Source organism: Actinotalea lenta, assembly GCF_030586465.1.
GTDB classification, from domain to species: domain Bacteria; phylum Actinomycetota; class Actinomycetes; order Actinomycetales; family Cellulomonadaceae; genus Actinotalea; species Actinotalea lenta.
The window spans coordinates 730,261-755,323 of the sequence record NZ_JAUQYP010000001.1 but is presented as its reverse complement, the minus strand read 5'-3'; the positions used below and the strand labels follow the sequence as shown (position 1 = coordinate 755,323).

At 74.3% G+C, this 25,063-nt stretch carries 21 protein-coding genes; 6 read left to right on the top strand and 15 right to left on the bottom strand.

Annotated elements, in window-relative coordinates; all coding sequences use genetic code 11:
* Positions 1-23 precede the first annotated feature (23 nt).
* Positions 24-1,898, top strand: coding sequence for an MDR family MFS transporter (locus Q6348_RS03460; protein WP_350339637.1), 1,875 nt, complete (start codon positions 24-26; stop codon positions 1,896-1,898).
* 78 nt (positions 1,899-1,976) lie between these two features.
* On the opposite strand, the gene Q6348_RS03455 is transcribed toward Q6348_RS03460, so the two are convergent.
* From Q6348_RS03455 to hisC, 7 genes are all read right to left on the bottom strand, one after another.
* Positions 1,977-3,650: a phospholipase C gene (locus Q6348_RS03455; protein WP_434062008.1), complete on the bottom strand. Its 1,674-nt coding sequence runs from the start codon at positions 3,648-3,650 to the stop codon at positions 1,977-1,979.
* Positions 3,651-3,825: 175 nt separating this feature from the next.
* Positions 3,826-5,493, bottom strand: a complete 1,668-nt coding sequence (locus Q6348_RS03450) for a GMC family oxidoreductase (protein ID WP_304599929.1) — start codon at positions 5,491-5,493, stop codon at positions 3,826-3,828.
* 38 nt (positions 5,494-5,531) lie between these two features.
* Positions 5,532-7,103, bottom strand: coding sequence for a succinic semialdehyde dehydrogenase (locus tag Q6348_RS03445; protein WP_304599928.1), 1,572 nt, complete (start codon positions 7,101-7,103; stop codon positions 5,532-5,534).
* An 88-nt stretch (positions 7,104-7,191) separates the two neighbouring features.
* Complete coding sequence (locus Q6348_RS03440) at positions 7,192-8,634, bottom strand: dihydrolipoamide acetyltransferase family protein (RefSeq protein WP_304599927.1); 1,443 nt, start codon at positions 8,632-8,634, stop codon at positions 7,192-7,194.
* A gap of 24 nt (positions 8,635-8,658) precedes the next feature.
* Positions 8,659-9,690 carry an alpha-ketoacid dehydrogenase subunit beta gene (locus Q6348_RS03435; protein WP_304599926.1) on the bottom strand — a complete coding sequence of 344 codons (1,032 nt, stop codon included), beginning with the start codon at positions 9,688-9,690 and terminating at the stop codon, positions 8,659-8,661.
* Complete coding sequence (gene pdhA, locus Q6348_RS03430; protein WP_304601899.1) at positions 9,687-10,835, bottom strand: pyruvate dehydrogenase (acetyl-transferring) E1 component subunit alpha; 1,149 nt, start codon at positions 10,833-10,835, stop codon at positions 9,687-9,689. The genes Q6348_RS03435 and pdhA overlap by 4 nt, the downstream gene beginning before the upstream one ends.
* A 178-nt stretch (positions 10,836-11,013) precedes the next feature.
* Positions 11,014-12,081, bottom strand: a complete 1,068-nt coding sequence (gene hisC, locus Q6348_RS03425) for a histidinol-phosphate transaminase (RefSeq protein ID WP_304599925.1) — start codon at positions 12,079-12,081, stop codon at positions 11,014-11,016.
* A gap of 59 nt (positions 12,082-12,140) precedes the next feature.
* Here hisC and Q6348_RS03420 point away from each other — a divergent pair, with 59 nt between their 5' ends.
* Positions 12,141-12,539, top strand: a complete 399-nt coding sequence (locus tag Q6348_RS03420; RefSeq protein WP_350339636.1) for a phage holin family protein — start codon at positions 12,141-12,143, stop codon at positions 12,537-12,539.
* A gap of 3 nt (positions 12,540-12,542) precedes the next feature.
* Here the strand turns inward: Q6348_RS03420 and Q6348_RS03415 are convergent, their stop codons facing one another.
* From Q6348_RS03415 to Q6348_RS03385, 7 genes are all read right to left on the bottom strand, one after another.
* Positions 12,543-14,009 carry an alpha/beta hydrolase family protein gene (locus tag Q6348_RS03415; RefSeq protein WP_304599924.1) on the bottom strand — a complete coding sequence of 489 codons (1,467 nt, stop codon included), beginning with the start codon at positions 14,007-14,009 and terminating at the stop codon, positions 12,543-12,545.
* Positions 14,006-14,224: a hypothetical protein gene (locus tag Q6348_RS03410; protein ID WP_304599923.1), complete on the bottom strand. Its 219-nt coding sequence runs from the start codon at positions 14,222-14,224 to the stop codon at positions 14,006-14,008. Before Q6348_RS03410 ends, Q6348_RS03415 begins: the two co-directional genes overlap by 4 nt.
* A 90-nt stretch (positions 14,225-14,314) precedes the next feature.
* Positions 14,315-14,866: a hypothetical protein gene (locus Q6348_RS03405; RefSeq protein ID WP_304599922.1), complete on the bottom strand. Its 552-nt coding sequence runs from the start codon at positions 14,864-14,866 to the stop codon at positions 14,315-14,317.
* Positions 14,863-16,101 (bottom strand): DUF58 domain-containing protein, encoded by a 1,239-nt coding sequence (locus Q6348_RS03400; protein WP_304599921.1) that lies wholly within the window; start codon positions 16,099-16,101, stop codon positions 14,863-14,865. The genes Q6348_RS03405 and Q6348_RS03400 overlap by 4 nt, the downstream gene beginning before the upstream one ends.
* A complete protein-coding gene (locus tag Q6348_RS03395; protein ID WP_304599920.1) occupies positions 16,098-17,078 on the bottom strand; it encodes an AAA family ATPase in 981 nt (326 codons plus the stop codon). Before Q6348_RS03395 ends, Q6348_RS03400 begins: the two co-directional genes overlap by 4 nt.
* The gene (locus tag Q6348_RS03390; protein WP_304599919.1) at positions 17,075-17,626 is read right to left on the bottom strand and encodes a hypothetical protein; all 552 of its coding nucleotides are present in this window, start codon (positions 17,624-17,626) and stop codon (positions 17,075-17,077) included. The genes Q6348_RS03395 and Q6348_RS03390 overlap by 4 nt, the downstream gene beginning before the upstream one ends.
* Positions 17,623-18,300 carry a DUF4129 domain-containing protein gene (locus Q6348_RS03385; RefSeq protein WP_304599918.1) on the bottom strand — a complete coding sequence of 226 codons (678 nt, stop codon included), beginning with the start codon at positions 18,298-18,300 and terminating at the stop codon, positions 17,623-17,625. The genes Q6348_RS03390 and Q6348_RS03385 overlap by 4 nt, the downstream gene beginning before the upstream one ends.
* A gap of 63 nt (positions 18,301-18,363) precedes the next feature.
* Here Q6348_RS03385 and purB point away from each other — a divergent pair, with 63 nt between their 5' ends.
* Together purB and Q6348_RS03375 are read left to right on the top strand one after the other, a co-directional pair.
* Positions 18,364-19,842 carry an adenylosuccinate lyase gene (gene purB, locus Q6348_RS03380; RefSeq protein WP_304599917.1) on the top strand — a complete coding sequence of 493 codons (1,479 nt, stop codon included), beginning with the start codon at positions 18,364-18,366 and terminating at the stop codon, positions 19,840-19,842.
* 126 nt (positions 19,843-19,968) lie between these two features.
* Positions 19,969-21,351, top strand: coding sequence for a methyl-accepting chemotaxis protein (locus tag Q6348_RS03375; protein WP_304599916.1), 1,383 nt, complete (start codon positions 19,969-19,971; stop codon positions 21,349-21,351).
* Between the two features lie 2 nt (positions 21,352-21,353).
* Here Q6348_RS03375 and Q6348_RS03370 read toward each other — a convergent pair whose 3' ends face one another.
* On the bottom strand, positions 21,354-22,571 hold the full coding sequence (locus tag Q6348_RS03370) for a glutamyl-tRNA reductase (RefSeq protein ID WP_304599915.1): 1,218 nt from the start codon (positions 22,569-22,571) through the stop codon (positions 21,354-21,356).
* 57 nt (positions 22,572-22,628) lie between these two features.
* Here Q6348_RS03370 and hemE point away from each other — a divergent pair, with 57 nt between their 5' ends.
* Together hemE and Q6348_RS03360 are read left to right on the top strand one after the other, a co-directional pair.
* Positions 22,629-23,690, top strand: coding sequence for a uroporphyrinogen decarboxylase (hemE, locus tag Q6348_RS03365; RefSeq protein WP_304599914.1), 1,062 nt, complete (start codon positions 22,629-22,631; stop codon positions 23,688-23,690).
* Positions 23,687-25,045, top strand: coding sequence for a protoporphyrinogen/coproporphyrinogen oxidase (locus tag Q6348_RS03360; RefSeq protein ID WP_304599913.1), 1,359 nt, complete (start codon positions 23,687-23,689; stop codon positions 25,043-25,045). Before hemE ends, Q6348_RS03360 begins: the two co-directional genes overlap by 4 nt.
* Positions 25,046-25,063 lie beyond the last annotated feature (18 nt).

The following is a 25,063-nucleotide window of genomic DNA, read 5'->3' as shown; positions in this document are numbered from 1 at the left end:
TGAGTCACCGTGATCCCGTTCGCGTGAGCGCATCCGGCGCGCCGTCCACCGCCGCCGTCGACAGCGCCGCACCGACCAGTGCCACGCCACCGGCCGCATCGGCCCCGGGCTACGTCGCGCCCACCCGCCGCCAGATCCTCGCGATCCTCGGCGGCCTGATGATGGGCATGTTCCTGGCCGCCCTGGACCAGACCATCGTCGCGACCGCGATCCGCACCATCGGCGACGACCTCAACGGCCTGACCTTGCAGGCCTGGGTCACCACCGCCTACCTGATCACCTCGACGCTCTCGACGCCGCTGTACGGCAAGCTCTCCGACATCTACGGCCGCAAGCCGTTCTACCTGGTCTCGATCGGCCTGTTCCTGGCCGGCTCCCTCCTGAGCGGCACCGCGACCTCGATGTACCAGCTCGCCGGGTACCGGGCCCTGCAGGGCCTCGGCGGTGGCGGCCTGATGTCGCTGGCCATCACGATCCTGGGCGACCTGCTGAGCCCGCGCGAGCGGGCCCGCTACCAGGCGATGTTCCTCGCGGTGTTCGGCGTCTCCTCGGTGGTCGGCCCGATCGTCGGCGGGTTCTTCGCCGACGCGACGACGGTGTTCGGGATCACGGGCTGGCGGTGGATCTTCCTGGTCAACGTGCCCCTGGGCATCGCCGGGATGATCGTCATCGCTCGGGTGCTGCACCTGCCCAAGCACCACGTCGACCACCGGATCGACTGGCAGGGCGCGGTCGCGCTGGCCGGTGGGCTCGTCCCGCTCCTGGTGATCGCGGAGCAGGGCCGGGACTGGGGCTGGGCGTCCGGGGCAGCGTTCGGCTGCTACGGGTTGGGCGCGCTCGGCATCGCGCTGTTCATCTGGGCCGAGCGCGCCGCCAAGGACGAGGCCCTGCTGCCACTGCGGCTGTTCCGGAACTCGACCTTCTCCACCACCGCGATGGTCAACGTGGTGCTCGGGATGGGCATGTTCGGTGGCATCGCGACGCTGCCGCTGTGGCTGCAGATCGTCAAGGGCATGACGCCGACGGACGCCGGGCTGGCGCTGCTGCCGTTCACCGGCGGGATCATGGTGTCCTCGGTGATCGCCGGACAGACCGTCGGGCACACCGGGCGCTACAAGATCTTCCCGGTGCTGGGCACCGGGGCCCTGGTCGCCGGTGCCTACCTGCTCGCCCAGCTCGAGCCCGCGTCGAGCTACGGCGACGTGGCGTGGCGCGCCGCGGTGTTCGGCTTCGGCCTGGGCTTCTGCTTCCAGCCGCTGGTCCTGGCGGTGCAGAACGCCGTGCCCCCCCGGGACATGGGCACCGCGACGTCGTCCTCGCTGTTCTTCCGGCAGATGGGCGGAACACTGGGTACTGCGGTGTTCCTGTCGATCCTGTTCTCCACCGTGGGCGGGAGGATCAAGGACGCCTTCGCGACGGCGGCCCAGGATCCGTCGTTCCAGGCGGTGCTGCAGGACAAGGCGGTGCTGAACAACCCCGCGAACGCGCCCGTGCTCCAGGCCCTGCAGAACCCCGGCTCCTCGACCGTGTCGCTGAACGACTCCTCGTTCCTCAGCCAGATCAACCCCAAGCTGGCCGCACCGATCATCCAGGGCTTCTCCGACTCGGTGTCGGTCGTGATGCTCACGGCCGCAGTGGTGCTGCTCCTCGGCTTCCTGCTCACGTGGTTCGTCCCCGAGCTCCCGCTGCGGATGACCTCGGGCATCCAGAGCCGGATGGAGGAGGACGCCGCCGCGGCCGCGCAGGCCAGCGCGTACGGCTCGGGGGTCCCTGAGGAGGCGGGCGCCGCCGGCGCGGCCGCGGCGGACTCGGTACCCGACGCGCCGAGCGATGCGCTCCGCGAACCGGGCGCGGTGCCTGACGACGACCAACCGCACGGCCGGCACGCGGCGGACTGACGAGCGACCTCCCGGGCGCCGCGGGGCCGGGCCCGCGGGCGATGCCCGCAGACCCGGCCGACGCAGCACCCGAGGACGTCAGGAGCGACCGACGCTGTCGTGCCCGTCACCGCGCCCGTCACCGTGCCCGTCGTGGTGGGCGACCGACCCGTCGGCGTTGAGCAGCACCCGCGGGGCTCGCCCGTGGTGGAACTCGAGCATCCCGAGCAACGACCCTGCACGCGCATCGGCCGAGGCGTCACCGATGCGGCCGAGCCGCCAGTTGTCCTCGATCAGCCTGAGCACCGAGGCCTGCTCGGTCTGGGCGTGGTCGACGTAGTTCGTCTTCGAGAACGGCGAGATCACGAGCAGCGGCTGCCGGGTGCCCGGCCCGCAGCGGTCCTGGTAGCCGCCCGCGACACCCACCGAGGCCGCGGCGTCGGTGCAGATCGCCGAGTCGTTCGCCGGGTCGTTCGAACCGTTGAGGATCTGCGCCGCGACGTGGTCGTACCAGCCGTCGGAGTCGTCGTAGAGCACGACGATCGCCGTCGAGCTCCAGAACCTCGAGGTCTGGATCGCGTTGATCTGCTTGACCAGGAAGTTCTGCTCGTCGAGCGGGTCGGAGTAGGCCGCGTGGCCGTCCTGGTAGGCGGGCGCCTTGAGGAAGCTCACGGCGGGGAGGTTCCCGGCCGCGAGCGCAGCGTCGAAGTCGCTCATGTCGTACTGGTGGTTGGCCTGGTCGGTGCGCCCGATCATCGCCACCGACGTCGGCGGCAGGTGGTGCGGGTTGGCCGTCGACTCGTAGTACTGGAACGGCTCGTGGTGGGCGCTGTAGTCCAGCGAGGAGACGCCTGCGACGTTGGTGCTGGTCGCACCGCACACCGCCGTGCTGCCGGCGGAGGCGTCGTAGGGCGTCGTGGGCCGGAAGCCGCCCTGGAACCAGCCCCAGGTCACACCCTTGGCGTCGAGCAGGTCACCGACGTTGCGGCCGTGCATGACGGCGAGGTTGTAGCTGCGCTCGCCGTTCTTGTTGGCGCAGTCGTCGAAGTACGGGTCCGGGTCGTTGATGACGGTGCCCACGCCGTTGGCGTCCGGGGACACGACGGCGTAGGAGTCGGACGTGGGAGCGCCGTCGGGCGTCCGGGCGGTGACACCGTGCGTCTGGCCGGAGACCAGGTTCAGGGCACCGGGCGTCGACGGGCCGAAGGTCGTCGAGTAGGAGTTGTCCGACATCGCGTAGTGCTGCGCGTAGTTCCACAGCGCGGTGACGGTGTTGCCGTCGTAGTAGTCCATGGTCAGGCCCGGGGCGCCGTACAGCGGGCTGCCGCACGCATCACGCGAGGTGTTCTCGACGAACAGGTTCATCAGGCCGCCGTTGAACGCCTTCTGCTCGGCGGAGTACCCGTGGTCCTGGTCGCACGTGACGGCCTGGTCCGGGCCCAGGCGCTGCGGGTCGTTCGCGTTCGGGTTGCCGGTCAGGAGCCCGGCGTTCGCGAGGTTGTCGACGGCCGGCGTGTGTGCGGCGGCCGTGAACGTCGTGCCGTCCGTGTTGGCCGCGTCCGGGTACGTCGCGAAGTAGTGGTCGAAGGACACGTTCTCCTGGAAGATCACCACGAGGTGCTTGATCGGCGTCGTCGTGGCCACCTCCCGCTTGCCGCGGGAGTGCCAGCTGCCATGGCCGTGGGCCGACGCCACCGTTGGCGTGGCCACGAGCGCTGCGGCGCCGAGCCCGAGGGCCAGGACCGCGGCGCGGGTGCGGGGTGCTGAGTGCACGGGACGTGCTCCTCTCCGGAGGTGAGGTGGGGCGGATGCCCCCTCCGAAGCGTGATCCCGATCGGCACTTTCTGCTGGTTGGGAACGGTGAAAAACCGGTGAACGGCCTGTGTACGGCCTCCCGCGACGAGCAGGACGCCAGATCACCGGGGTGGCAGGGACAGGCTCGGCATCATCACACGGGGTGGGGCCGGGGGTCGGGGGTGCCCGCGCTCGGCCAGTAGGACAGGGCGCGCTCGGCCAGGGCGGTGATGGTCAACGACGGGTTGACGCCGAGGTTGGCCGCCACGCTCGAGCCGTCCATCACGTGCAGCCCCGGGTACCCGAACACCCGGTGGTATCCGTCCACGACACCGGTCCGGGGCGAGTCGCCGATCGCGCAGCCCCCCAGCAGGTGCGCCGTCATCGGGATGTCCAGGATCTCGCCGACGCTGCTGCCCTGGAACCCGTGCACCAGCCGCGACGCGCGGGTCATCGCCTCGTGGCCGGCAGGGATCCACGTCGGGTTGGGGGTTCCGCGGCCCTGGCGGGACGTGACCTGCCAGCGCCCCCAGCGGCCCAGCACGGCGCGGCGCGGGTACAACGTCAGCGAGCTGTCCCGCGACTGCATCACGAGCCCGATGATCGTGCGCTCGGACCAGTGCCGCCCCAACCAGATCGACGGCAGCCAGCCCGGGTGCCGCAGCGCCTGGCCGAGCCAGCGCAGCGGCCGCGGCACGCGTCCGCCACCGGGCGTGCCGAGCGTGGACAGCAGCGCCATCGCGTTCGAGCCCGCCGCGTAGCGCACGGGCTCCACGTGGGTGTCCGGCTCGGGGTAGAACGATGACGTGATCGCCACCCCGCGCGAGTAGTCGGCGTCCCGACGGTGCCGGATCGTGGCCGTCGCGCCGCCCAACGCTTCGGAGTTGGTCCGTGTCAGGTCTCCCAGTCGAGGCGACAGGTGGGGCAGCACACCCGTCGCGCGCATCCGGTGCAGGAGCTGCTGGGTACCCCAGGCGCCCGCGGCGAGCACCACCTGGTCCGCGGTGACCGACCACCGGGCCGGGCGGTCCGATCCCGACACACCGGCACGCCGCCCACCCGCACCACGTCGGGCATCGGTCCGGGTCACGTCCACCTGGTAGCCACCGCCGGGCAACGGTGCGAGCCGCGTGACGGTCGCCAACGGTTCGATCCGCACCCCGGCGCGCTCCGCGAGGTACAGGTAGTTCTTCACCAGGGTGTTCTTCGCCCCCACGCGGCAGCCCGTCATGCACCCGCCGCACTCGGTGCAGCCGGTGCGGGCCGGCCCCGCGCCGCCGAAGTAGGGGTCCGGAACGGTCATGCCCGGCTCGCTGCGGCCCTGCCGCCCGAAGAACACCCCGACGGGCGCGAGCCGGAACGTGTGCCCGACGCCCATCTCGTCGGCGACCTGCTTCATCACCCGGTCCGACGCCGTCGTGGTCGGGTTGGGCACCACGCCCAGCATGCGCTCGGCGGTGTCGAAGTGCGGCGCGAGCTCGGCCTCCCAGTCGGCGATCCCCGCCCACTGCGGGTCCGCGTAGAACGCCGACGGCGGGCGGTAGAGGGTGTTGGCATACACCAGGGACCCACCCCCGACGCCCGCGCCGGCGAGCACGAGCACGTTGCGCAGCAGGTGGACGCGCTGGATGCCGTAGCAACCGAGCCGCGGCGCCCACAGGAACCGCCGCACGTCCCAGCTCGACCGCGGCAGCTCGTGGTCGGCGAACCGTCTCCCGGCCTCCAGCACCAGGACGCGATATCCCTTCTCCACCAACCGCAGCGCGGCGACCGACCCGCCGAAACCGCTACCCACCACCACGACGTCGACGTGCTCCGGCACGCTGGGCGCGGAGCGGCGGCCCGCCGGTTCCGGCACGGTCAGCGCACCGGGACCCGGTGCAGGAGCCGCGCGAAGGCCGTGATCCAGCGCGCGTACCGCTCGGGCGGCACGCCGGGCAGGTACCCGGCCGGGACCAGCCGCTGCTCGGCGACGGTCTGGGGCTCGGTCCAGGCGAGCAGTCCCTCACGGCCGTGCCGCCGGCCCAGCCCCGAGTCCCGCGTGCCGCCCATCGGCGCCGCGTGGCTGGCCCAGGCCGCGGTGTAGCCCTCGTTGACGTTGACCGTGCCCACGTGCAGCCGGGAGGCGGCGCGTCGCGCGACCGCAGCCGGTCCCCAGATGCTCGCGTTGAGTCCGTACGGGGAGTCGTCCGCGCGGCTGACGGCCTCCTCGGTGTCCCCCACGCGGTAGACGCTGACGACGGGCCCGAAGGTCTCCTCGCGCGCGAGTGCCATGTCGTCGGTCACGCCCGTCAGCACCGTCGGGGCGTACCCGAGCTCGCCGTGGCCCGGCCGGGGCACACCGCCCGTGAGGACCGTTGCGCCCTTGGCCACCGCCTCGCGGACGTGCTCGGCGACCCGGTCCAGCTGGCCCGCGGTGGTCAGGGTTCCCACCTCGCCGTCCCAGCCGGTGCCGTGCCGCAGCGCCGCGACCCGCTCGACGAACGCCGGCACGAACGTGTCGTAGATGGCGTCGGCGACGTAGAGCCGCTCCATGGACACGCACAGCTGGCCGGTGTTCGCGAAGCAGGCCCGCACCGCACCCTCCACGGCGCGCTCGAGCTCCGCACCGGGCAGCACCAGCATCGCGTTCTTGCCCCCGAGCTCCCCGGAGAAGCTGATGAGGCGCCGCCCGCACTGCTCGGCCAGCACGCGGCCGGTCGCCGTCGACCCGGTGAACATGAGTGCGTCGACGGTGTCCACGATGGCCCCGCCCAGCTCGGCTCCCGGACCGGTCACCACCTGCATGAGGTCGGCGGGCAGGCCCGCGCGGCGCAGCAGGTCCAGCAGCGCCAGCGCGCAGAACGGCGTCTGCGAGTCCGGCTTGAGGACGATCCCGTTGCCGGCGAGCAGCGCCGGGATCGCGTCCGAGACCGCGAGGGTCAACGGGTAGTTCCACGGGCTGATGACGCCCACGAGCCCCTTGGGCCGTCGATGCACCGTCGTGCGGGTGGCCACCGGGAACGCGCCGGCCACGCGCCTGCGGCGCAGCACACGGGGAGCGGCTCCCGCGAACCAGCGCGCCGCGAGCGCGATGTCCGCGACCTCCTCGAAGGCGTCCCGACGCGTCTTGCCGGACTCGGCCGTCGCCAGGTCCATCAGCCAGGTCTGCTCGTCGAGCACGAGGGCGGCGAACCGCCGGACCACGGCGGCCCGCTCACGAACCGGCCGCGCCGCCCAGGCGCGCTGGGCCGACACCGCCCGGGTGCCGGCCGCCACGACGTCCTCCGGGGTGCACACCGGCACCTCTCCCACGACGGTGCCGTCCACGGGGCTGACCACCGCCCGTTCCGGGGTCCGCGCGGTCGCGACGAGCGAGGCCAGGCGCACGGTGTCGAGCGGATCGTCGGCGCCGCCGGCTCGGCGCTCCTGCTGCTGGGCGACGTCGCTCACGATCCCTCCCTCGGTGCGCGGTGGTGCCTAGCGTCACCACCGCGGGGCACGCGCGCAACCCGCCACGCGACGCGTCCCGGTGCCGGGCTCAGCCCCAGACGAGAGCGCGCGCGGGGTCCTCGAGGATCGCCGCCACGTCCGCCAGCAGCTTCGAGCCCAGCGCACCGTCGACCAGCCGGTGGTCGAACGACAGCGCGAGCTGGGTCACGTGCCGCGGCTTGACCTTGCCGCGGTGCATCCACGGCTGCTCGCGGATCGCACCGAAGGCCAGGATCGCCGACTCGCCGGGGTTGAGGATGGGCGTGCCGGTGTCGATCCCGAACACCCCGACATTGGTGATGGTGATCGTGCCGTCCGACATGTCGGCCGGCGACGTGCCGCCCGCGCGGGCCTTGGCGGTCAGGTCCGCGAGGGCCACCGCGAGGTCGTGCAGGCCCAGGCGGTGCGCGTCCTTGATGTTCGGCACGACCAGGCCCCGCGGCGTCTGGGCCGCGATGCCGAGGTTCACGTAGTGCTTGTAGACGATCTCCTGCGTCTCGTCGCGCCAGGAGGCGTTCACCTCGGGGTGCCGACGCACGGCGATGAGCAACGCCTTGGCTGCGATGAGCAGGGGCGTGACCCGCACGTCGGAGAACTCGCGCTCCTCGCGGAGCCGGGCGACGAGCCGCATCGTCCGGGTCACGTCCACGGTGTGGAACACCGACACGTGCGGTGCGGTGAACGCCGAGGCGACCATCGCCTCCGCGGTGCGCTTGCGCACCGAGCGGACCGGCACCACGGTGCTGCGGCCGTCGGGCGAGACGGTGCCGGACTCGAGCCACGGCTCCTCGTCGTTGGGGTACGTGGCGAGGGTCTGCGGCCTGACCTCGGTCGCGCGGGCCAGCACGTCCTCGCGCGTGACGATGCCGCCTGGCCCGGTCGGGGAGACCGTCGCCAGGTCGACGTGCAGGTCCCTGGCCAGCTTGCGGACCGGCGGCTTGGCGAGCACCCGCTGGCCGCCCGGTCGGCTCGCGGGCGCGCTCGCGGGCTGCGGCTCGGCAGGTCCGGGCTCGCCGGCCCGGCGGCGCCGACTCGGGGCGTCATCCCGTACGCCGTAGCCGACGAGCACCGCACGGGTCTCGCCCGCGGCCGGGTCGGAGGTGGCGGACTCAGAGGTGGCGGACTCAGAGGTGGCGGACTCGGAGGTGGCGGCGGGCTCCGTCGCGGCAGGCTCCGTCGCGGCCGCCGGCGACTCGGCGCTCGCCGCGTCCGCTCCGGCGGGGGCGTCGTCCTGCTCCGGACCGCCCGGGTCGGTGTCCACCGTGATGATGGGCGTGCCCACCTCGACCGTGACACCCTCCTCGACGAGCAGCGCGGACACCACTCCGTCGAACGGACAGGGCAGCTCGACCAGCGACTTCGCGGTCTCGATCTCGACGATGACCTGGTTGACGGTCACGGTGTCGCCCACGGCGACCCGCCACTCGACGATCTCGGCCTCGGTCAGGCCCTCCCCGGCGTCGGGGAGGCGGAACTGCTGGTACCTGGGCACTCGGAGGTCTCCTCGGGGTCCGGCTCAGAAGGCCATCGCGCGGTCCACGGCGTGCAGCACGCGGTCCACGGACGGCAGGTAGTCGTGCTCGATCCTGGCGGGCGGGTACTGGGTGTGGAAACCCCCGACCCGCTGCACCGGGGCCTCGAGCTCGTAGAAGCACTCCTCGGTGACGCGAGCGGCGACCTCGGCCCCCACCCCGTGCTGCACGGGCGCCTCGTGGACCACGACGCAGCGCCCCGTGCCGCGCACCGACTCCACCACGGTGGCGTGGTCGAGCGGGGAGATGGTCCGCAGGTCGACCACCTCGAGGCTGATGCCCTCGGCGTCGGCGGCCGCGGCGGCCTTGAGCGCGGTGTGCACGGTGGGCCCGTAGCCCACCACGGTCACGTCCGACCCCGGGCGCACGACGCGCGCCTTGTCCAGCCCCGCGCCGGGCGTGCCGTAGGGCGTGAGGGCTACCTCGGCCTTGTCCCAGTACCGACCCTTGGGCTCGAGGAAGATCACCGGGTCGGGCGAGGCGATGGCCTCCTGGATCATCGTGTACGCGTCGGCGGGGGTGGCCGGGCTCACGACCCGCAGCCCGGCGGTGTGCGCGAAGAGCACCTCGGGCGACTCGCTGTGGTGCTCGACGGCACCGATCCCGCCACCGAACGGGATCCGTACGACGACGGGCACGGTGATGCGGCCACGCGACCGGGCGTGCAGCTTGGCGAGCATCGTCGTGATCTGGTCGAACGCCGGGAACACGAAGCCGTCGAACTGGATCTCGCACACCGGCCGGTAGCCGCGCATGGCCAGCCCGATCGCGGTGCCGAGGATGCCGGACTCCGCCAGCGGGGTGTCCACGACGCGGTCCGCACCGAACTCCGCCTGCAGGCCGTCGGTCACCCGGAACACCCCACCCAGGCGCCCGATGTCCTCACCCATCAGCAGGACGCTCGGGTCGTGCGCCAGTGCGGTGCGCAGCCCGAGCGTGATCGCCCGGGCGAGCGTGACCTTCTCGGTGGGTACGGACGACGACGAGGTGCCGGCGCGGTCGGCGGTGGTGGTCATCGGGCTCCTCCCTCGGCGAGGCCGGACTCGTACTGCTCGAACCACGCGCGCTCGGACTGCACGAGCGAGTGCGGCGAGGCGTAGACGTGGTCGAACATCGAGGTCGGCTCCGGCGCGGTCATCGCGTGCACCCCGTCCCGCACGTGCCGGGCCAGCGCCTCGGACCGGGCCTCGAGGTCCGCCAGGAAGTCCTGCGGCAGCTCCCCGGCGGACTCTAGGTAGCGCCGCAGCCGGTCGATCGGGTCCTTCGCGCGCCAGGCGGCGACCTCGTCGTCCTCCCGGTAGCGCAGCGGGTCGTCGGACGTGGTGTGCGCACCCATCCGGTAGGTGACCGCCTCGATGAACGTCGGGCCGTGGCCGCGGTGGGCGCGCTCCATGGCCTCGGCCGTCACGGCGTAGCTCGCCAGGACGTCGTTGCCGTCCACGCGGACCGTCGGGATGCCGAAGCCCTGGCCGCGCTGGGCGAGCGGCACCTTGGACTGCGTCCCGACCGGTACCGAGATCGCCCACTGGTTGTTCTGCACGAAGAACACCACCGGGGCGTCCGAGGCGCCGGCGAACACCAGGGCCTCGCTGACATCACCCTGCGACGTCGCGCCGTCGCCGAGGTAGGCGATCACACCGGCGTCGCGCTGCGGGTCACCGGTGCCGACGACGCCGTCGCGCTGCATGCCCATCGCGTAGCCGACGGCGTGCAGCGGATGTGCGCCGACCACGAGCGTGAACAGGTGAACGTGGTGCTCGGCCGGGTCCCAGCCACCGTGCTCCACCCCACGGAACTGCTTGAGCACGTCCACCAGGTCCACGCCACGCACATGCAGCACGCCGTGCTCGCGGTACGCCGGGAACGCCCAGTCCTGCGGGGCCAGGGCGTGGGCCGAGCCGACCTGCGCGGCCTCCTGGCCCATGCTCGGGGTGAACAGCCCGAGCTCGCCCTGGCGCTGCAGGGCTGTGGCCTCGGTGTCGAACCGGCGGGTCAGCACCATGTCTGCGTAGAAGCCGCGGAGCGCGTCGGCGTCCAGGTGGGCCACGCGGTGGTCATAGCGGGCGTCGGCGACGCGAGTGCCCTCCGGGGTGAGGAGCTGGACGGTCTCCATGGCAACGTCCTGGGGCTGTGTCACGCGGGGTCCTTCCGGCGGGTCCATGACGGTCCGGCTGGTCACGCGGGGGGGGGCAGACCTCGCGGAGGCCCCGTCCCGGCTGGTTACGCCAGCGTAGGCTACGCCACCGTAGGTAGCACGTGGAGCATCGTCACAACACCGGCGGGGTGGTGTTGTGGGGACCGCCCAATCGGGAGGAGTCCCCGCGAACACGGCGGCCGGCTCACTCGCCGGGCGCCCACTCGGCGGTGAGCGCCAGGACGGCGTCGTTGGCGTCGGGCGAGCCGATCGAGACCCGGACACCCTCCCCGGCGAACGGGCGCACCAGCAGGCCCCGGGCCGCGGCCCGGGACGCGAGCTCGGCGGTCCGGTCCCCGGTGGGCAGCCACACGAAGTTGCCCTGGGCGTCGGGCACCTGCCAGCCCTGACCCCGCAGCGCGCCGGCGACGCGCTCCCGCTCGGCCACCACCGCACGCACCCGATCGAGCAGCGCGTCCTCGGCGGTCAGCGAGGCCACCGCCGCGGTCTGTGCCAGGTCGTTGACGCCGAACGGCGTCGCAGCGGTCCGCACGGCCGCGGCGACCTCGGGGTGAGCGACGGCGTAGCCCACCCGCAGGCCGGCGAGGCCGTACGCCTTGGAGAACGTGCGCAGCAGCACGACGTTGGGGTGCTCGGCGAGCAGCGCCGGCCCGTCCGCGGCCCGCGGGTCGGTGATGAACTCGACGTACGCCTCGTCGATGACGACCACGACGTCCTCGGGCACGCTCGCCAGGAGCGCCACGAGCTCGTCGTGGTGCACGGCGGGCCCGGTCGGGTTGTTCGGCGTGCACACCAGCACGGCGCGGGTGCGATCCGTCACGGCGTCGGCCATCGCAGCGAGGTCGTGCCGGGCGCCCGACGCGAGCGGCACCTGGACGTGCTCGGCGCCCTGGAGCCGCACCAGGATGGGGTAGGCCTCGAACGACCGCCACGCGGTGACCACCTGGTCGCCGGGCTCGCAGTACGCCTGGAGCAGGTGGCTGAGCACGGCCACCGAACCGGTGGAAGCCACCACGCCCGCGGGCCCCACCCCGAACCGCTCGCCGAGCGCTGCCACGAGCGTGTCGGCGAACATCTCGGGGTAGCGGTTCACCCGGCCCGCGGCCTCGGCGATGACCGCACGTACCGGGTCCAGCGGCGGGTACGGGTTCTCGTTGGACGAGAGCTTGTGCGCACGCTCGTCGCTCGGCCGGGCGCCGGGGACATAGGCGGGCAGGGACGCGACGGCGGGGCGGGGGCGCGGCTGGGTCACGGCGCCAGCATGCCAGCAGGGAGGCGGCCTCGGCCCGCGCCGGGGCCCGCGGTGCCAGGATGGGGTCCATGGGTTTCCTGGTGCGCCTCGTCATCCAAGCCGTCGCGATCTGGGTCGCGACCCTCCTGCTGCCCGACAGCCTCCAGGTCGTCGGCGGTGGTACCGCCCTGGGCACGGCCCTGGTGTTCCTCGCCGTGGCCCTGGTGTTCAGCCTCGTCAACGCCATCATCAAGCCCGTGGTGAAGGTGCTCTCGCTGCCGCTGTACCTGCTCACGCTCGGGCTGTTCGGGCTCGTCGTCAACGCCCTGATGCTCGAGCTGGTCGGCTGGCTGTCGGAGCAGACCGACTACGGGCTGCGCGTGGCCGACTTCGGCACCGCGGTGATCGGCGCGATCATCATCGCGCTCGGCACCGTGATCCTCACGGCGGTCGTCCCCGCCGCCCGCAAGAAGCGCTGAGGCTCACGGTCGACATCCCTGTGCAGGCACCCGCACGCCGGTGAACGTCCAGGTGCGGGCCGCGACCACGTCCCGGCCGAGCACGCGTGCGGCGGCCCGCCGGAAGCCCTGCACCGACGGGTCGGCGGCGGGCAGCAGCTCCGCGGTGCGCCGGTAGCGGTCGAGCGCGTGCGCGGCGCCGGGTGCGCGGATGACGCGCTCGGTGGCGTCGGCCGACGCCCCGAGGTCCCGCACGACGGTGGTCCGGTTCACCCGGTCGGGGTCGGGCAGCCCGCGCAGACCCGGGACGATGTCCTGGGCGTGCTCGAGCTGGAGGACCTGGGTGCGGGCGGGGACGTCGTACCCCGCCACCGGTGACCCCGCGGTGAGCACACCGGCGACGGTGTAGCGCCGCGCGAGCACCGGGTCCGCGGCTATCCGCGCGACGGCCATCCCGCCCAACGAGTGCCCGGCGAGCAGCACGGGCTCACCGGGCGAGACACCCGCCTGATCCATCGCGCGCGTCACGAGCGCCGTGACGTCGTCCCGCACGCCGGCCGTCAGCTCCAGGTCCGTCAGGGCATCGAGCGGGTTGGCGCCACCCGTCGCCCAGGTCTCGGTGCCCGGGACCGCCACGACCCAGCTGCGGGAGCCGTCGGCGTGCTCGAGGCGCTGCACGGCGACCCGGGCAAGCCCGTCGGCCGCGCCCGCCGCGTACTGGTCCGCCACGAGAGACAGCACGTCGGCCTCCGTGTGCGGGACGTGCGCGGGGACGGCGTGCGGGCCGGCGGTCACCACGAGCCGGCCCGGACCGGCCGCGGCGGCGGCGAGACCGGCGAGCAGACCGGCGCCGGCCGGCACCGGGTCGCGCAGCACCGGTTGGCGTCCGGGCAGCAGGGCGTGCAGGTAGGAGCTCATCCCCACCGTGAGGGTCTCGACCGACCCGCGACCCAGGACCGGCGGTCGGGGCAGCAGCCCCGGACCGGCGAGCAACCGCCCGATCGCGCCGAGCGGGTCGGACCGGCCTGCGACGGCGGGGTGGCCCACCCCGAGCAGGGCCCCACCCCATGGAGTCGGCGTCCACCGGCTCAGCCGGAGCCACACGAGCGTCGACGCGGCCTGCAGGCCGAGCAGTCCCACCAGAGGTACCGACACCGGACCGAGCTCGCCCCAGGCGTGCCCCATCCCGGAGGCCACGGCGCGCAGCCGGACGGTGACGTCGGTGTCCGCCTCCTGGTATGTGACTGCGACGCCGCGGAGGCCGGCTCCCAGCGCACGCGCCTCGCGCTCGCAGGCGACCAGGCCCGCCGGGCCGTCCAGGACCGTCAGGGCCGGCGCAGCCACGAGCGCGGTGCCGGCCGACGCGCGGTCGGCCACGGCGGTGGCCAGGGCGTGCGCCGCGGCCCCGAGTGCGGCGGCGAGCGCCTCGAGCTCCTCGATCTGCGCGGTGACACCGCCCGCGCCTCCCCGGACTGTGATCCCGTCGCTCACCGCACGTCCGGCGGGCCCGCGCGCACCTGCGCTGCCCACAGCGCGGTGCGCAGCCGGCTCACCTGGGTCAGCAGCACGGCGAGGCGCGCGCGGTAGGCGTGGGCCGCCGGGGAGCGCCAGACCTCCGGTTCAGCACGTGCCAGGTGGTGCAGCGCCCGGGACAGGTCGGCCGCCAGCCTGTCCAGCTGTGCCGATGCCCACAGGTCGCCTGTCATCACGGCGCTGAACGCTAGGCGCTGCCGCACCGCCGTCCGGCGGCGGTACCGGCGGCCTGTGGACGATCCCTGCGGGCACGGGGCTGTGGCTCAGCGCCCCCGCCGCGGGATCGCCAGCACCAGCCAGCCCAGGGACCCCAGGGCGACCGCCCGCAGGGCCAATGACAGCGGTCCGCCTCCGGCGGCCGGGGTGACGCCGGCGAGCCCCGCCGCGACGAGCGCGAACGCCTGGGCCACGAGCTGGGTGGGCACCTGGGCGACCAGCACGCGCCGCAACGCCGCCGGGTCCACGACCGCTCCCCAAGCGACGTGTCGCGTGAACGCGCAGCCCGCGGCCACCACATGAACCCCGAGGACCAGGCCCGCGAGCACCGGGTACCCGACCGGCCCCCCGAACAGCAGCGCCGCTGCCAGGATGCCCGCGAGCAGCACCGGCACGGTCCCGCCGGGCCGGAGCGCGGCGACCAGGGCGATGAGCGGCAGCACCACCCAGGCGAACGGGTCCGCGGGCAGTGCCGCCCCGCAGACCAGCACGGCCACGGCTGGTAGCGGCCGCACCACCCACCCCGGCACGGCCCCGGGCAGATCCACCACCAGGTGCCCCAGGGCCGCACGTCCGGTGGCCCGATCCGGCCGGGTCACCTCGGCCTCCGGCGCGTCGCACGGCGCAGGGCGACGTCCGGGTCCGCCCAGCGCACCAGCTCGACGTCGGCGGCGTCCAGGCTCGCCAGCCGGTCCTCACGCTCCAGCACGACCAGCCGTACCGCCAGGCGCTCCCTGGTGGACAGGTGGGCGGAGCGAACCGGCGGCAGCACGTCGACCGCGAGGACGCGGTGGCCGGCCCGACGCCATCGCAGCGCCAGGTCGCCGGCCTCGGAGTCCAGGAAGGTGGAGACCACCACAACCAGGGCGCCCTGCGGGATCTTCGGCGGCCGGGCGACGCGCCGCGGAGCCCCACGGGGGCGGACCACGGCGAGCCACTGCCGCACCCGCTCGGCGTGCCGACGTCCCGTGCCGGCGCGCATCGGGTGCCGCAGCGAGCCGAGGTCCTCCACCCCGATCCGGTCACCGACGTCGGTATAGGCCCGAGTGAGGCTGTCGGCCGCCTGGCGCGCGAGGTCGAGCGACGTGGCGTCGTCCGGCCGCACCGGGAGCGTGCCGCTCCAGGTCCGCGGATCGGGGCCCACGTCGTCCCGGGAGTCGAGGATCACCACGACGTGCGCCTCCGCGAGGCCGAACGTGCGCCGGACCCAGAGCCGGTCCAGGTCCGGCGACTGCCGGGCTGTCGTCTTCCAGTCGACCCGGCGCACTGTGTCCCCGGCTCCGAACGGAGCCAGGTCCCGCAGGCCGCCGCCCTCACCGGGCCGTCGGGACTCGTGCTGACCGGTGTGACCGCGCAGACGGCGGGGCACCGGGACGGCGGCCACCCGTCGGGCCTGCGGCGGCACGGCGACCTCACGCGCCGGCACCCGCAGGACCTCCGTGGTCCCGGCGCCGCCGAGCCCGATTCCCTGGACGTCGGCCGACAGCAGCTCCTGGGGACCGGTCCGCACGGAACGGGCCCGGACGACGAGCGCCGGCCGGGCGGCGAGCACCACCTCGCGCGGCGTGTGCGAGCGCCGGGACACCCTCGCCCGTACCCAGCCGACCCGCGCGGGCAGGTCCAGCTCGAGGCGTGCGGTCCAGGAGTCTCCCCCCGGTTCGATGCGCGCGCGCAGCGGTGACGTCGGCCCGGCGGTGAGGAGCTCCTGGGCGGCCATCAGCACCAGGGGTACCCCGAGCACGGCGAGGTCGGGCCGCCCGGCCACCACGGCGAGCAGCACCACGAGAAGGCCGCCGCCGAGCTGCGCGGGGGCGCCGGCGACGTGCCATGTCATGGGCGCTCCGGCACGGTGACCGGTCCGGGCGTGCCGGCCAGCACCTGACGGATGACGTCGTCGGGGTCGACACCCGTCGCCCAGGCGCCGGCACCCAGCGTGAGCCGGTGCGCGAGGGCGGGCACGGCCACGTCCTTGACGTCCTCGGGCAGCACGAAGTCGCGCCCGGCGAGCACCGCGGCGGCACGGGCCACGAGCAGCAGGGACTGGGCACCGCGGGGGGAGACACCGACCTCGACGTCGCTGTGCACGCGCGTGGCGGCGGCAAGGTCCACGCAGTAGCCCAGCACGTCGCGGTCCGCGTCCACCGCTTCGACCCCGGCCTGCATGGCGAGGACGGTGCCGGGGTCCACGACCGTGCGCACGGGGGCCTCCTCGTGCCGCCGGGCGACCCGGCGGGCCAGCACGTCCACCTCCTCGTCGCGGTCGGGGTAGCCGACGGCGATGCGCACCATGAAGCGGTCGAGCTGCGCCTCGGGCAGCGGGTAGGTGCCCTCGTACTCCACGGGGTTGGAGGTCGCGATCACGTGGAAGGGGCGCGGCACGGCGTGCGTCGTTCCGTCCACGGTGACCTGGCGCTCGGCCATCGCCTCCAGGAGGGCGGACTGCGTCTTGGGAGCCGTGCGGTTGATCTCGTCGGCGAGGAGCAAGCCCGTGAACACGGGGCCGGCCCGGAAGGCGAAGCTGCGGGTCGACGGGTCGTAGACGGCTGATCCGGTGATGTCCGACGGGAGCAGGTCCGGCGTGCACTGCAGGCGCCGGAAGTCCAGGCCGAGGGCTCGGGCGAGGCTGCGCGCGGCGAGCGTCTTGCCGAGCCCGGGCACGTCCTCGAACAGGACGTGCCCACCGGCGAGGATCGCTGCGAGCGCGACCCGGAGCGGGCCGGCCGCCCCGACCACGGCGGTGCCGACCTCGTCGAGCACCGCTTGGCCCAGCCGGGCGACCTCGGCGGCGGGCAGCGGGGTGTCGGCAGTCATCTCTGCTCCTGGGAGGTCGGGGATCGGTCGGTCAACGCCTCGAGCGCCTGCACGCAGGCGGCGACGTCGGCGAGCGACGGGGTCCGGTCGGGCATCAGGGCGGTCCACGCCCGGTCCCCGAGCGCGTCGCGCGCAGCGCACCGCTGGGCGAGCCCGACGGCGTCGGCCGGGCCGTCGAAGCCCGCGGACAGCGGCAGTCCGACTCGGGCCAGCCTGGCGGCCGCGACCTCTCGCAGGTGTCGCGCAGCGGGACCGGAGACCCGGCCGTCCCGGCCGGCCAGCGACCAGGTGAGGTCGGACACCTCGACCCGCCGCCCGTCGTGGATGCGGCGCGTCGAGTCGGGCCACGGCTCGTCGCGGCCGCCGTCGAGCCATTGCACCGCGAGGCCGAGCACGGCCACCGCCCCGCCGACGGCGAACGCGTCGGGCACGCTCGCCCCGACCACGCCGGCCAGGACGGCGCCGGTGACGGCACCGGCCCAGACGCGCCAGTCGGCGAGCCGGCGGCCCCGGCCCGCCGGCCCGCCGCGGGCCGCCTCCTGGGTCACCTGGCCACCTCGCGCAGCGTCGCGGAGATGCACCGCAGGTCGTCGGCCGCGCGGTCGACGTCGGCCTCGCTGACGGGGAGCGCCGAGAACCGGGCGCGCTCGTACGACGCCAGCAGCGATCGGGTCGCCGCGCGGTCGGCCGTCGTGCGGCCGAGGACCTCGACGACGAACTCCGTAGGTGTGGCCGCTGGGTCGCGCGGGACGCCGCTGCGCCGGGCGGCGTCCTCGAGGGCCACCCACGCGGCGACCACCGCGTCGGCGGGCTCGCCCCCGCCGCGCAGCTGCTGGACCGCGGCCGCCAGGCCCTGCTCGAGGGTCGCGAGGCTCGGCTCGGGCTCGAGGGGTGCCACCTCAGGAGCGGTGTCCGGGAAGGACAGCTCGGGCCTCTCCTGGGCCAGCACCCAGCGGACCATGAGCGCCAGGAGCACCAGGCCGAGCACCACGCCGGCCCACGCGGCACCGCTGAGGTCCAGGGTGAACGGCTGGTCCGCGGCCTCCGGGGGGATGCTGGGCAGGGAGGGGAGCGGCGCCGGCTCCCGCGTCGCGCCATCGGTGGGGAGCACGCGCGGCGTGAAGCGGACGACCCACGGTCCGGCGTAGGACGCAGCCAGCACGGTGACCCCGAGCAGGGCCACCACGAGCACCATCCCAGCCGCCGGCCGTCGCCTCCCCACTGGCCCATCCTGCCCCACGGGCTCCGGGTCCCCACCGACCGCGGTTCTGGGAGGATGAGCGGCATGGCGCACCCTTCCGACCAGGACGCGGCACCCGGCGTCGAGCAGCCCCCCGCACGGCGCAGCCTCGCCGACGTCGCCCCTCCCATCGCACTGGGCCCGCTCGACGGGCGGTACCGCGCGGTGGTCGCACCGTTGGTCGACCACCTGAGCGAGGCCGCGTTGAACCGGGAGCGCGTGCACGTCGAGGTCGAGTGGCTCATCCACCTGACGTCGCACCACGCGGTGCCGGGCGCGCCGACGCTGTCCGGCGAGGAGCGCGACCACCTGCGTGCGATCGTCACGGACTTCGACGAGCACACGGTGGCCGAGCTCGCCGCGACCGAGAAGATCACGGTGCACGACGTCAAGGCCGTGGAGTACCTGCTCAAGGAGCGGATGTCGACGGCCCCCGGTGTGCTCGGCGAGGACACCGTGCTGCCGCGGGTCACCGAGCTGGTGCACTTCGCGTGCACGAGCGAGGACGTCAACAACCTCGCCTACGCGCTGATGGTGCGGGGAGCCGTGCAGCGCGTGTGGCTGCCGGCTGCTCGCACCCTCGTGGACCAGGTCGCGGGGATGGCGCACGAGCACGCGACGGTGCCGATGCTGGCCCGTACGCACGGCCAGCCCGCCACGCCGACGACGATGGGCAAGGAGCTCGCGGTGCTCGCGCACCGGCTCCGCCGCCAGCTGCGGCGGATCGAGGGTGCCGAGTACCTGGGCAAGATCAACGGTGCGACCGGCACCTACGGCGCCCACCTGGCCGCCGTGCCGACCGCGGACTGGGTGCACCTGTCCCGGGCGTTCGTCGAGCACCTGGGCCTGACCTGGAACCCGCTGACCACCCAGATCGAGTCGCACGACTGGCAGGCCGAGCTGTACGCGGACGTGGCGCGGTTCAACCGGATCCTGCACAACCTCGCCACCGACGTGTGGACGTACATCTCGCTCGGCTACTTCGCGCAGGTCCGGGGGCAGGGCACGGTGGGTTCGTCGACCATGCCGCACAAGGTGAACCCGATCCGGTTCGAGAACGCCGAGGCGAACCTGGAGATCTCCTGCGCCCTGCTGGACTCGCTTGGCGCGACCCTGGTGACCTCCAGGATGCAGCGGGACCTCACCGACTCCACGACCCAGCGCAACATCGGCCCGGCGTTCGGGCACTCCCTGCTGGCGATCGACAACGTCCGCCGGGGCCTGGCCGGTCTGGACGTGGACACCGCCGCGACGGCGCGCGACCTGGACGCCAACTGGGAGGTGCTGGGCGAGGCGGTGCAGTCCGCGATGCGCGCGGCGGGAGTCGCCGGGGTGGCCGGCATGGAGAACCCGTACGAGCGGCTCAAGGAGCTCACCCGCGGGCACCGGGTCACGGGCGACCGGATGCGCGAGTTCGTGCTCGGCCTGGGTCTGCCCGAGGCCACCGCCCAGCGACTGGCGGCGATGACGCCCGCGACGTACACCGGCGCCGCTGCCGACCTGGTGCGGTTCCTGGACGACTGACCGGCCGGCGAGTCGCGCCGGATTTGACACGAAAGACGTCGGGTTTCGTCGAATCGCGCGCTGACCTGCGAAGATGATCAACCTCCGTCTTCTCAGCGCGACCTCGATCCGGCCGATGCAGGGGCCATGACAGCTCTCACGACCCCCGCCGTGCCCGCCGTCACCGAGCCCAGGCCCGTCCTGGCGCGCCTCGTCCCGCGCGGTGCCCAGCTCGACGAGACGGCCTTCCGTGCGCGCCACGACGCCCTGACCTGGGTGCTGCTCGGCCACGTGCCACTGCTCGCGGTGCTGGCGCTGGTGTGGTCTCCGACGGTCGTGCGGGGGGCCCCGGGCCAGCCCGGCCACGCACCCATGCACATGTGGATGGCGTGGACGGGTATCGCGACGATGGTCGTGCTCGCGGGCGTGGGGCGGATCGCACACGGTCAGACCGCACGTGCCGCCGCTGTCAGCGTGGGGCTGGCGACGTCGAGCGCGACGCTCGTGCACCTGTCCGGCGGGATGACGGACATGCACCTGCACTTCTTCGTCACGGCAGCGGCGGTGGCGCTGTACCAGCTCTGGACGCCGTTCGTGCTGTCGATCCTCGTGGTGGCGGCGCACCACATCGGCATGAGCATGGTCAACCCTGCGATGGTGTTCTCCGACCCACGCGCCCAGGCACACCCGTACCTGTTCTCGCTGCTGCACGCCGGCCTGCTGCTGGCGGAGTGCGTCGCCCTCGCAGCGAGCTGGCGGTTCACCGAGCAGGCGGACCAGGCGCGCCGTGCGCAGGCCGCGCACGCGGAGGCGACGGCGGCCGAGCAGCTCGCGGCGCAGGCCGCCCTCGTGCAGGAGCAGGCCCGCAACGCCGAGCTGGTGCAGGCCGAGCTCGAGCGACGGCGCCGACGCGAGGAGGTGCTCGAGGCGAAGCTCGCCGCGCTCACGTCCGCCGGCACGCAGCTGCGCTCGGGCGCCGAGGAGGCCGACACGGTGATGGACGGTCTGGTGGCAGCGTCGCAGGAGATCGGCGGCGCCGCGGACCGGGCGGCGAGCTGGGCGAGCCAGGCCGCACAGGCGGTCGGTGCGTCAGCGGCGACCATGCAGCGCCTGGAGTCCGCCACGCAGCAGATCACGGACATCGCCCGAGCGATCACGACGATCGCCGAGCAGACCAACCTCCTGGCCCTGAACGCGACCATCGAGGCGGCACGGGCCGGAGAGGCAGGAAAGGGCTTCGCGGTGGTCGCAGGCGAGGTCAAGGAGCTCGCCCAGGAGACCGCCAAGGCCACCGACCAGATCGAGGAGGTGGTGGCGAGCGTGCTCGCCGGGACCAGGGAGGCGCTGACCGGAACACAGGGCATCGACGACGCGATCTCGCAGGTGGTCGGCGCGCAGAGCACCATCTCCTCCGCGGTCGCGCAGCAGTCCGACGCCACTGCCCGCGCCCGTGGCGCGATCGGGGCGATGACGCAGGTGGTCGGCACCGTCACGACGGAGGTCTCCGAGCTCGCGCAGGCCATGCGCTGACCTCAGGCGGGTGGCTCGACCTCGAGCCCGAGGAACGTGCCCATCGCCTGCTCGAACTCGGTCGCACGCCCGATGCGGGCCATGGACCGCGCTCGGTTCACGGGCTGGTGCAGCAGGGAGGCCGCGAACTGGTGCAGCGCGCGCTGCACCTGGGGGTCGTCGGGATAGCGCGCGGCCACCTCGAGGAGCGCGGACTCGACGTGGGCACGCACGGCGCGCACGGCCGGGGTCGCCTCGCGCTCGGCGAAGGTCGCCAGCAGCCGGGCCGTCTCGGCCTCGACGATGACCCGGCCCTCCTCGACCGCGGTGCCCAGCGACTCCGGCGCGTGCCGCGCGACGGCCGCCAGGTCCACCAGGTGCACGCCGGGCAGGTCCGCCACGGCCGGGTCCACGTCCCGGCGCAGGGCGAGGTCGACGAGCACCGCTGGACCGCCGCCGCGGGACCGGGCCCGGGCCACGTCGTCGGCGCCGATCACGGTGCCGCCGCTGCCGGAGCACGCCACGACCAGGTCGGCCGTGGCGAGCGCGTCGGCCAGCCCGTCCTGCCCAACGGGCTCCAGGCCCTCGTGGGTCGCGGCGAAGGCCTCGGCGCGCCCGGACGGGGAGTACACCGCGAGCACCCGCGCGCCACGGTCGACCAGGGCGGCCGCGCTCGCACCGGCGTAGGAGCCGGTGCCCACGAGAAGCACGCGGGCACCGGACACCGGTCGCCGCTCCTCGGCGAGGTCCAGCGCGACACTCACCACGGAGCGACCCGCGGCCGCCAGGCCGGTGCGCCGGGCCACCGCACGGGACACCCGCGACGCACCCTGGAACAGCGCCTCGAGGTCGGAGGACGTGGCGGTCAGCGTGCGGGCGTGGTCGAGCGCGCGACGCACCTGGCCGGCCACCTCGCGTTCGCCGACGACCATCGAGTCCAGACCGGCGGCGACGGTGAACAGGTGCTGGACCACGTCCTCGCCGGATCGCACGGACAGCCGGGAACGCACCTCGTCGGCTGCCAGGCCGCTCTGCGCGGCGACGGCGGCGACGGTCGCGTCCGCCGCTGCAGCCTCGTCCGCGGCATCCAGGTAGACCTCGAAGCGGTTGCAGGTGGCGAGGACCACGACGCCGCGCACGGAGTCGTCGGAGACGATTCCGGGCACCACGGAATGCGCACCGACACTGATCTGCTCGAGACGGTCGAGATCAAGGTTGCGGTGGCTCGCCGAGAGATTCATCAGCACCACAAGAATCCCGATTCAATCATTCCGCGGGACGTTGGGCACAATCGAGCCATGCCTGCCACGACACCCGACCGGCCCGCCCTGCTCACCGCGCTGCAGGGCGCACGTCCGGCGCGCACGCCCGTGTGGTTCATGCGTCAGGCCGGCCGGTCGCTGCCGGAGTACCGGGCGGCGCGGCACGGGATCGCGATGCTGGACGCCTGCCTGGACCCGGCGCTGGCCGCCGAGCTGACGCTGCAGCCGGTGCGCCGGCACGGGGTCGACGCGGCGGTGTTCTTCAGCGACATCGTGGTGCCGGTGCTGCGCGCGGGCGTCGGCGTCCAGATCCGGTCGGGCGTGGGGCCCGTGCTGGACGAGCCGGTGCGCACCGCCGCCGACGTCGCGGCGCTGCCGACCCCCGACCCGGACCTGGGCCCGGTGGTCGACGGGGTCCGCGCGGCCGTGGCGGAGCTCGGTGACACGCCGCTGCTCGGGTTCGCCGGCGCGCCGTTCACGCTGGCCTGCTACCTGGTCGAGGGTGGCCCGTCCAAGGACCACCTGCGTACCCGCACCCTCATGCACGCGGACCCGCAGGCCTGGGCCGGGGTGATGGCGTGGGCCGCGGACGTGACGGGCACGTTCCTGCGCGCGCAGGTGGCGGCCGGGGCCGCCGCGGTCCAGCTGTTCGACTCGTGGGCCGGGGTGCTCTCCGCCGCGGACTACCGGGCGCACGTCGCGCCGTGGTCGAGCCGGGCGCTCGCGGGTCTGGACGTTCCGGTCGTGCACTTCGCAGCCCAGGGCGGCGAGCTCCTGGCGGAGCTGCGCGACGTGGCCGCGGGTGCGGTCCGGCACGCGGCCGTCGGCGTGGACCACCGGGTGCCGCTCGACGAGGCCTCGCGACGGCTCGGTGGAACCACACCTGTGCAGGGCAACATCGACCCCGCGATGCTCGCAGCCCCGTGGGAGGTGCTCGCCGCGCACGTGCGCGACGTGCTGCGCCGGGGCGAGGCCGCCCCGGGGCACGTCGTCAACCTCGGTCACGGCGTGCCACCGAACGCCGACCCGGACGTCCTCACCGCGATCGTGCGCCTGGTCCACGGCGAGCACCCGCAGCACGAGAGCGGGGCCGTGTGACCGCGGACGTCATCGTCGTCGGGGGTGGTGCGGCGGGCCTGACCACGGCCGTGGACCTGGCCAGGGCCGGTCGGCGGGTCACCGTGCTGGACGCCGCTACGCGGGTCGGGGGGTGCCTGGCACCGGTGCGCCCGGACGGCCTGCCCGACGGCGTCCTGCTGGACGGCGGCGCCGAGTCGTTCGCCACCCGCACCACCGCGGTCGTCGAGCTGCTGGCCGACGTGGGTCTGGCCGATGACGTGGTGCTGCCGCGCCGGCTGGGCGCCTGGGTCCAGCACGCCGGCGGCCCTGTCGCGCTGCCGGCGGCCGGGCTGCTGGGCATCCCCGTGCAGCCCTGGGCCCCCGACGTGATCCGGGCGATCGGGCTCGCGGGCTCCGCGCGGGCGTCGCTCGACCGCCTCCTACCGGCGCGCGTGGGCCTGCGGCCAGGCCCGATGAGCGTCGCGGAGCTGGTCAGCTCGCGGATGGGCCGGCGTGTCCTGGACCGCCTCGTGACGCCCATCGTCGGCGGCGTGCACTCCTCGACGCCGCACGCGCTGGACGCCGACACCGCGCTGGCGGGGGTCCGCGACGGGATCCGCGAGACGGGGTCGCTCGCCGCCGCCGTGGCACGGATCCGGGAGCGCTCCCCGGCCGGTGCAGCCGCAGCCGGGCTGCGCGGGGGGCTGCACCGCGTGCCGCCGGTGCTGGAGCAGGACGTGAGCCGGCACGGGGGGCAGGTGCGCACGGGCGCGAGGGTCGAGGCGTTGTCGCGCCGACCGGACGGTCGGTGGGAGGTGCACCTGGGCGCCGAGGTCCTGCTCGCCGACGACGTGGTGGTCGCGACCACCGGCACGGGCGCGGCGCGGCTGCTCGAGCCGTGGGCGCACGTGCAGGTTCCGCCGGCGGTCCCCGTCACCATCGTGACGCTGGTGCTGGACGCGCCCGACCTGGAGGCCGCCCCGCGCGGCACGGGCGTGCTCGTCTCGCCGGACGCCGGGGTGGCGGCCAAGGGTCTGACACATGCGACGGCCAAGTGGGAGTGGCTCGCCCGGGCGACACCGGGGCGGCAGGTCGTGCGGCTGTCCTACGGCCGCGGCGGGTCCCGGCCCGACCCCGGGCTGGACACCGCCTTGACGGACGCCTCGGTCCTGCTCGGCGTGCCGGTGACGCGCACGATGGTGCGGGGCTGGGCGCGCACGGAGTGGCCCGTGGGCCTGGGCGCCCCCGCCGCCGGGCACCGGGACCGGATGGCCGCGTTGCGTGCCGGGGTCCCGCGCGGGCTGTGGGTGACCGGCGCATGGGTGTCGGGCACCGGCCTGGCTTCCGTGGTGGCCGACGCCCGCGCCACGGCGGCGGCGATCACACGTGAGTGACATTTCTGACACTGCGTC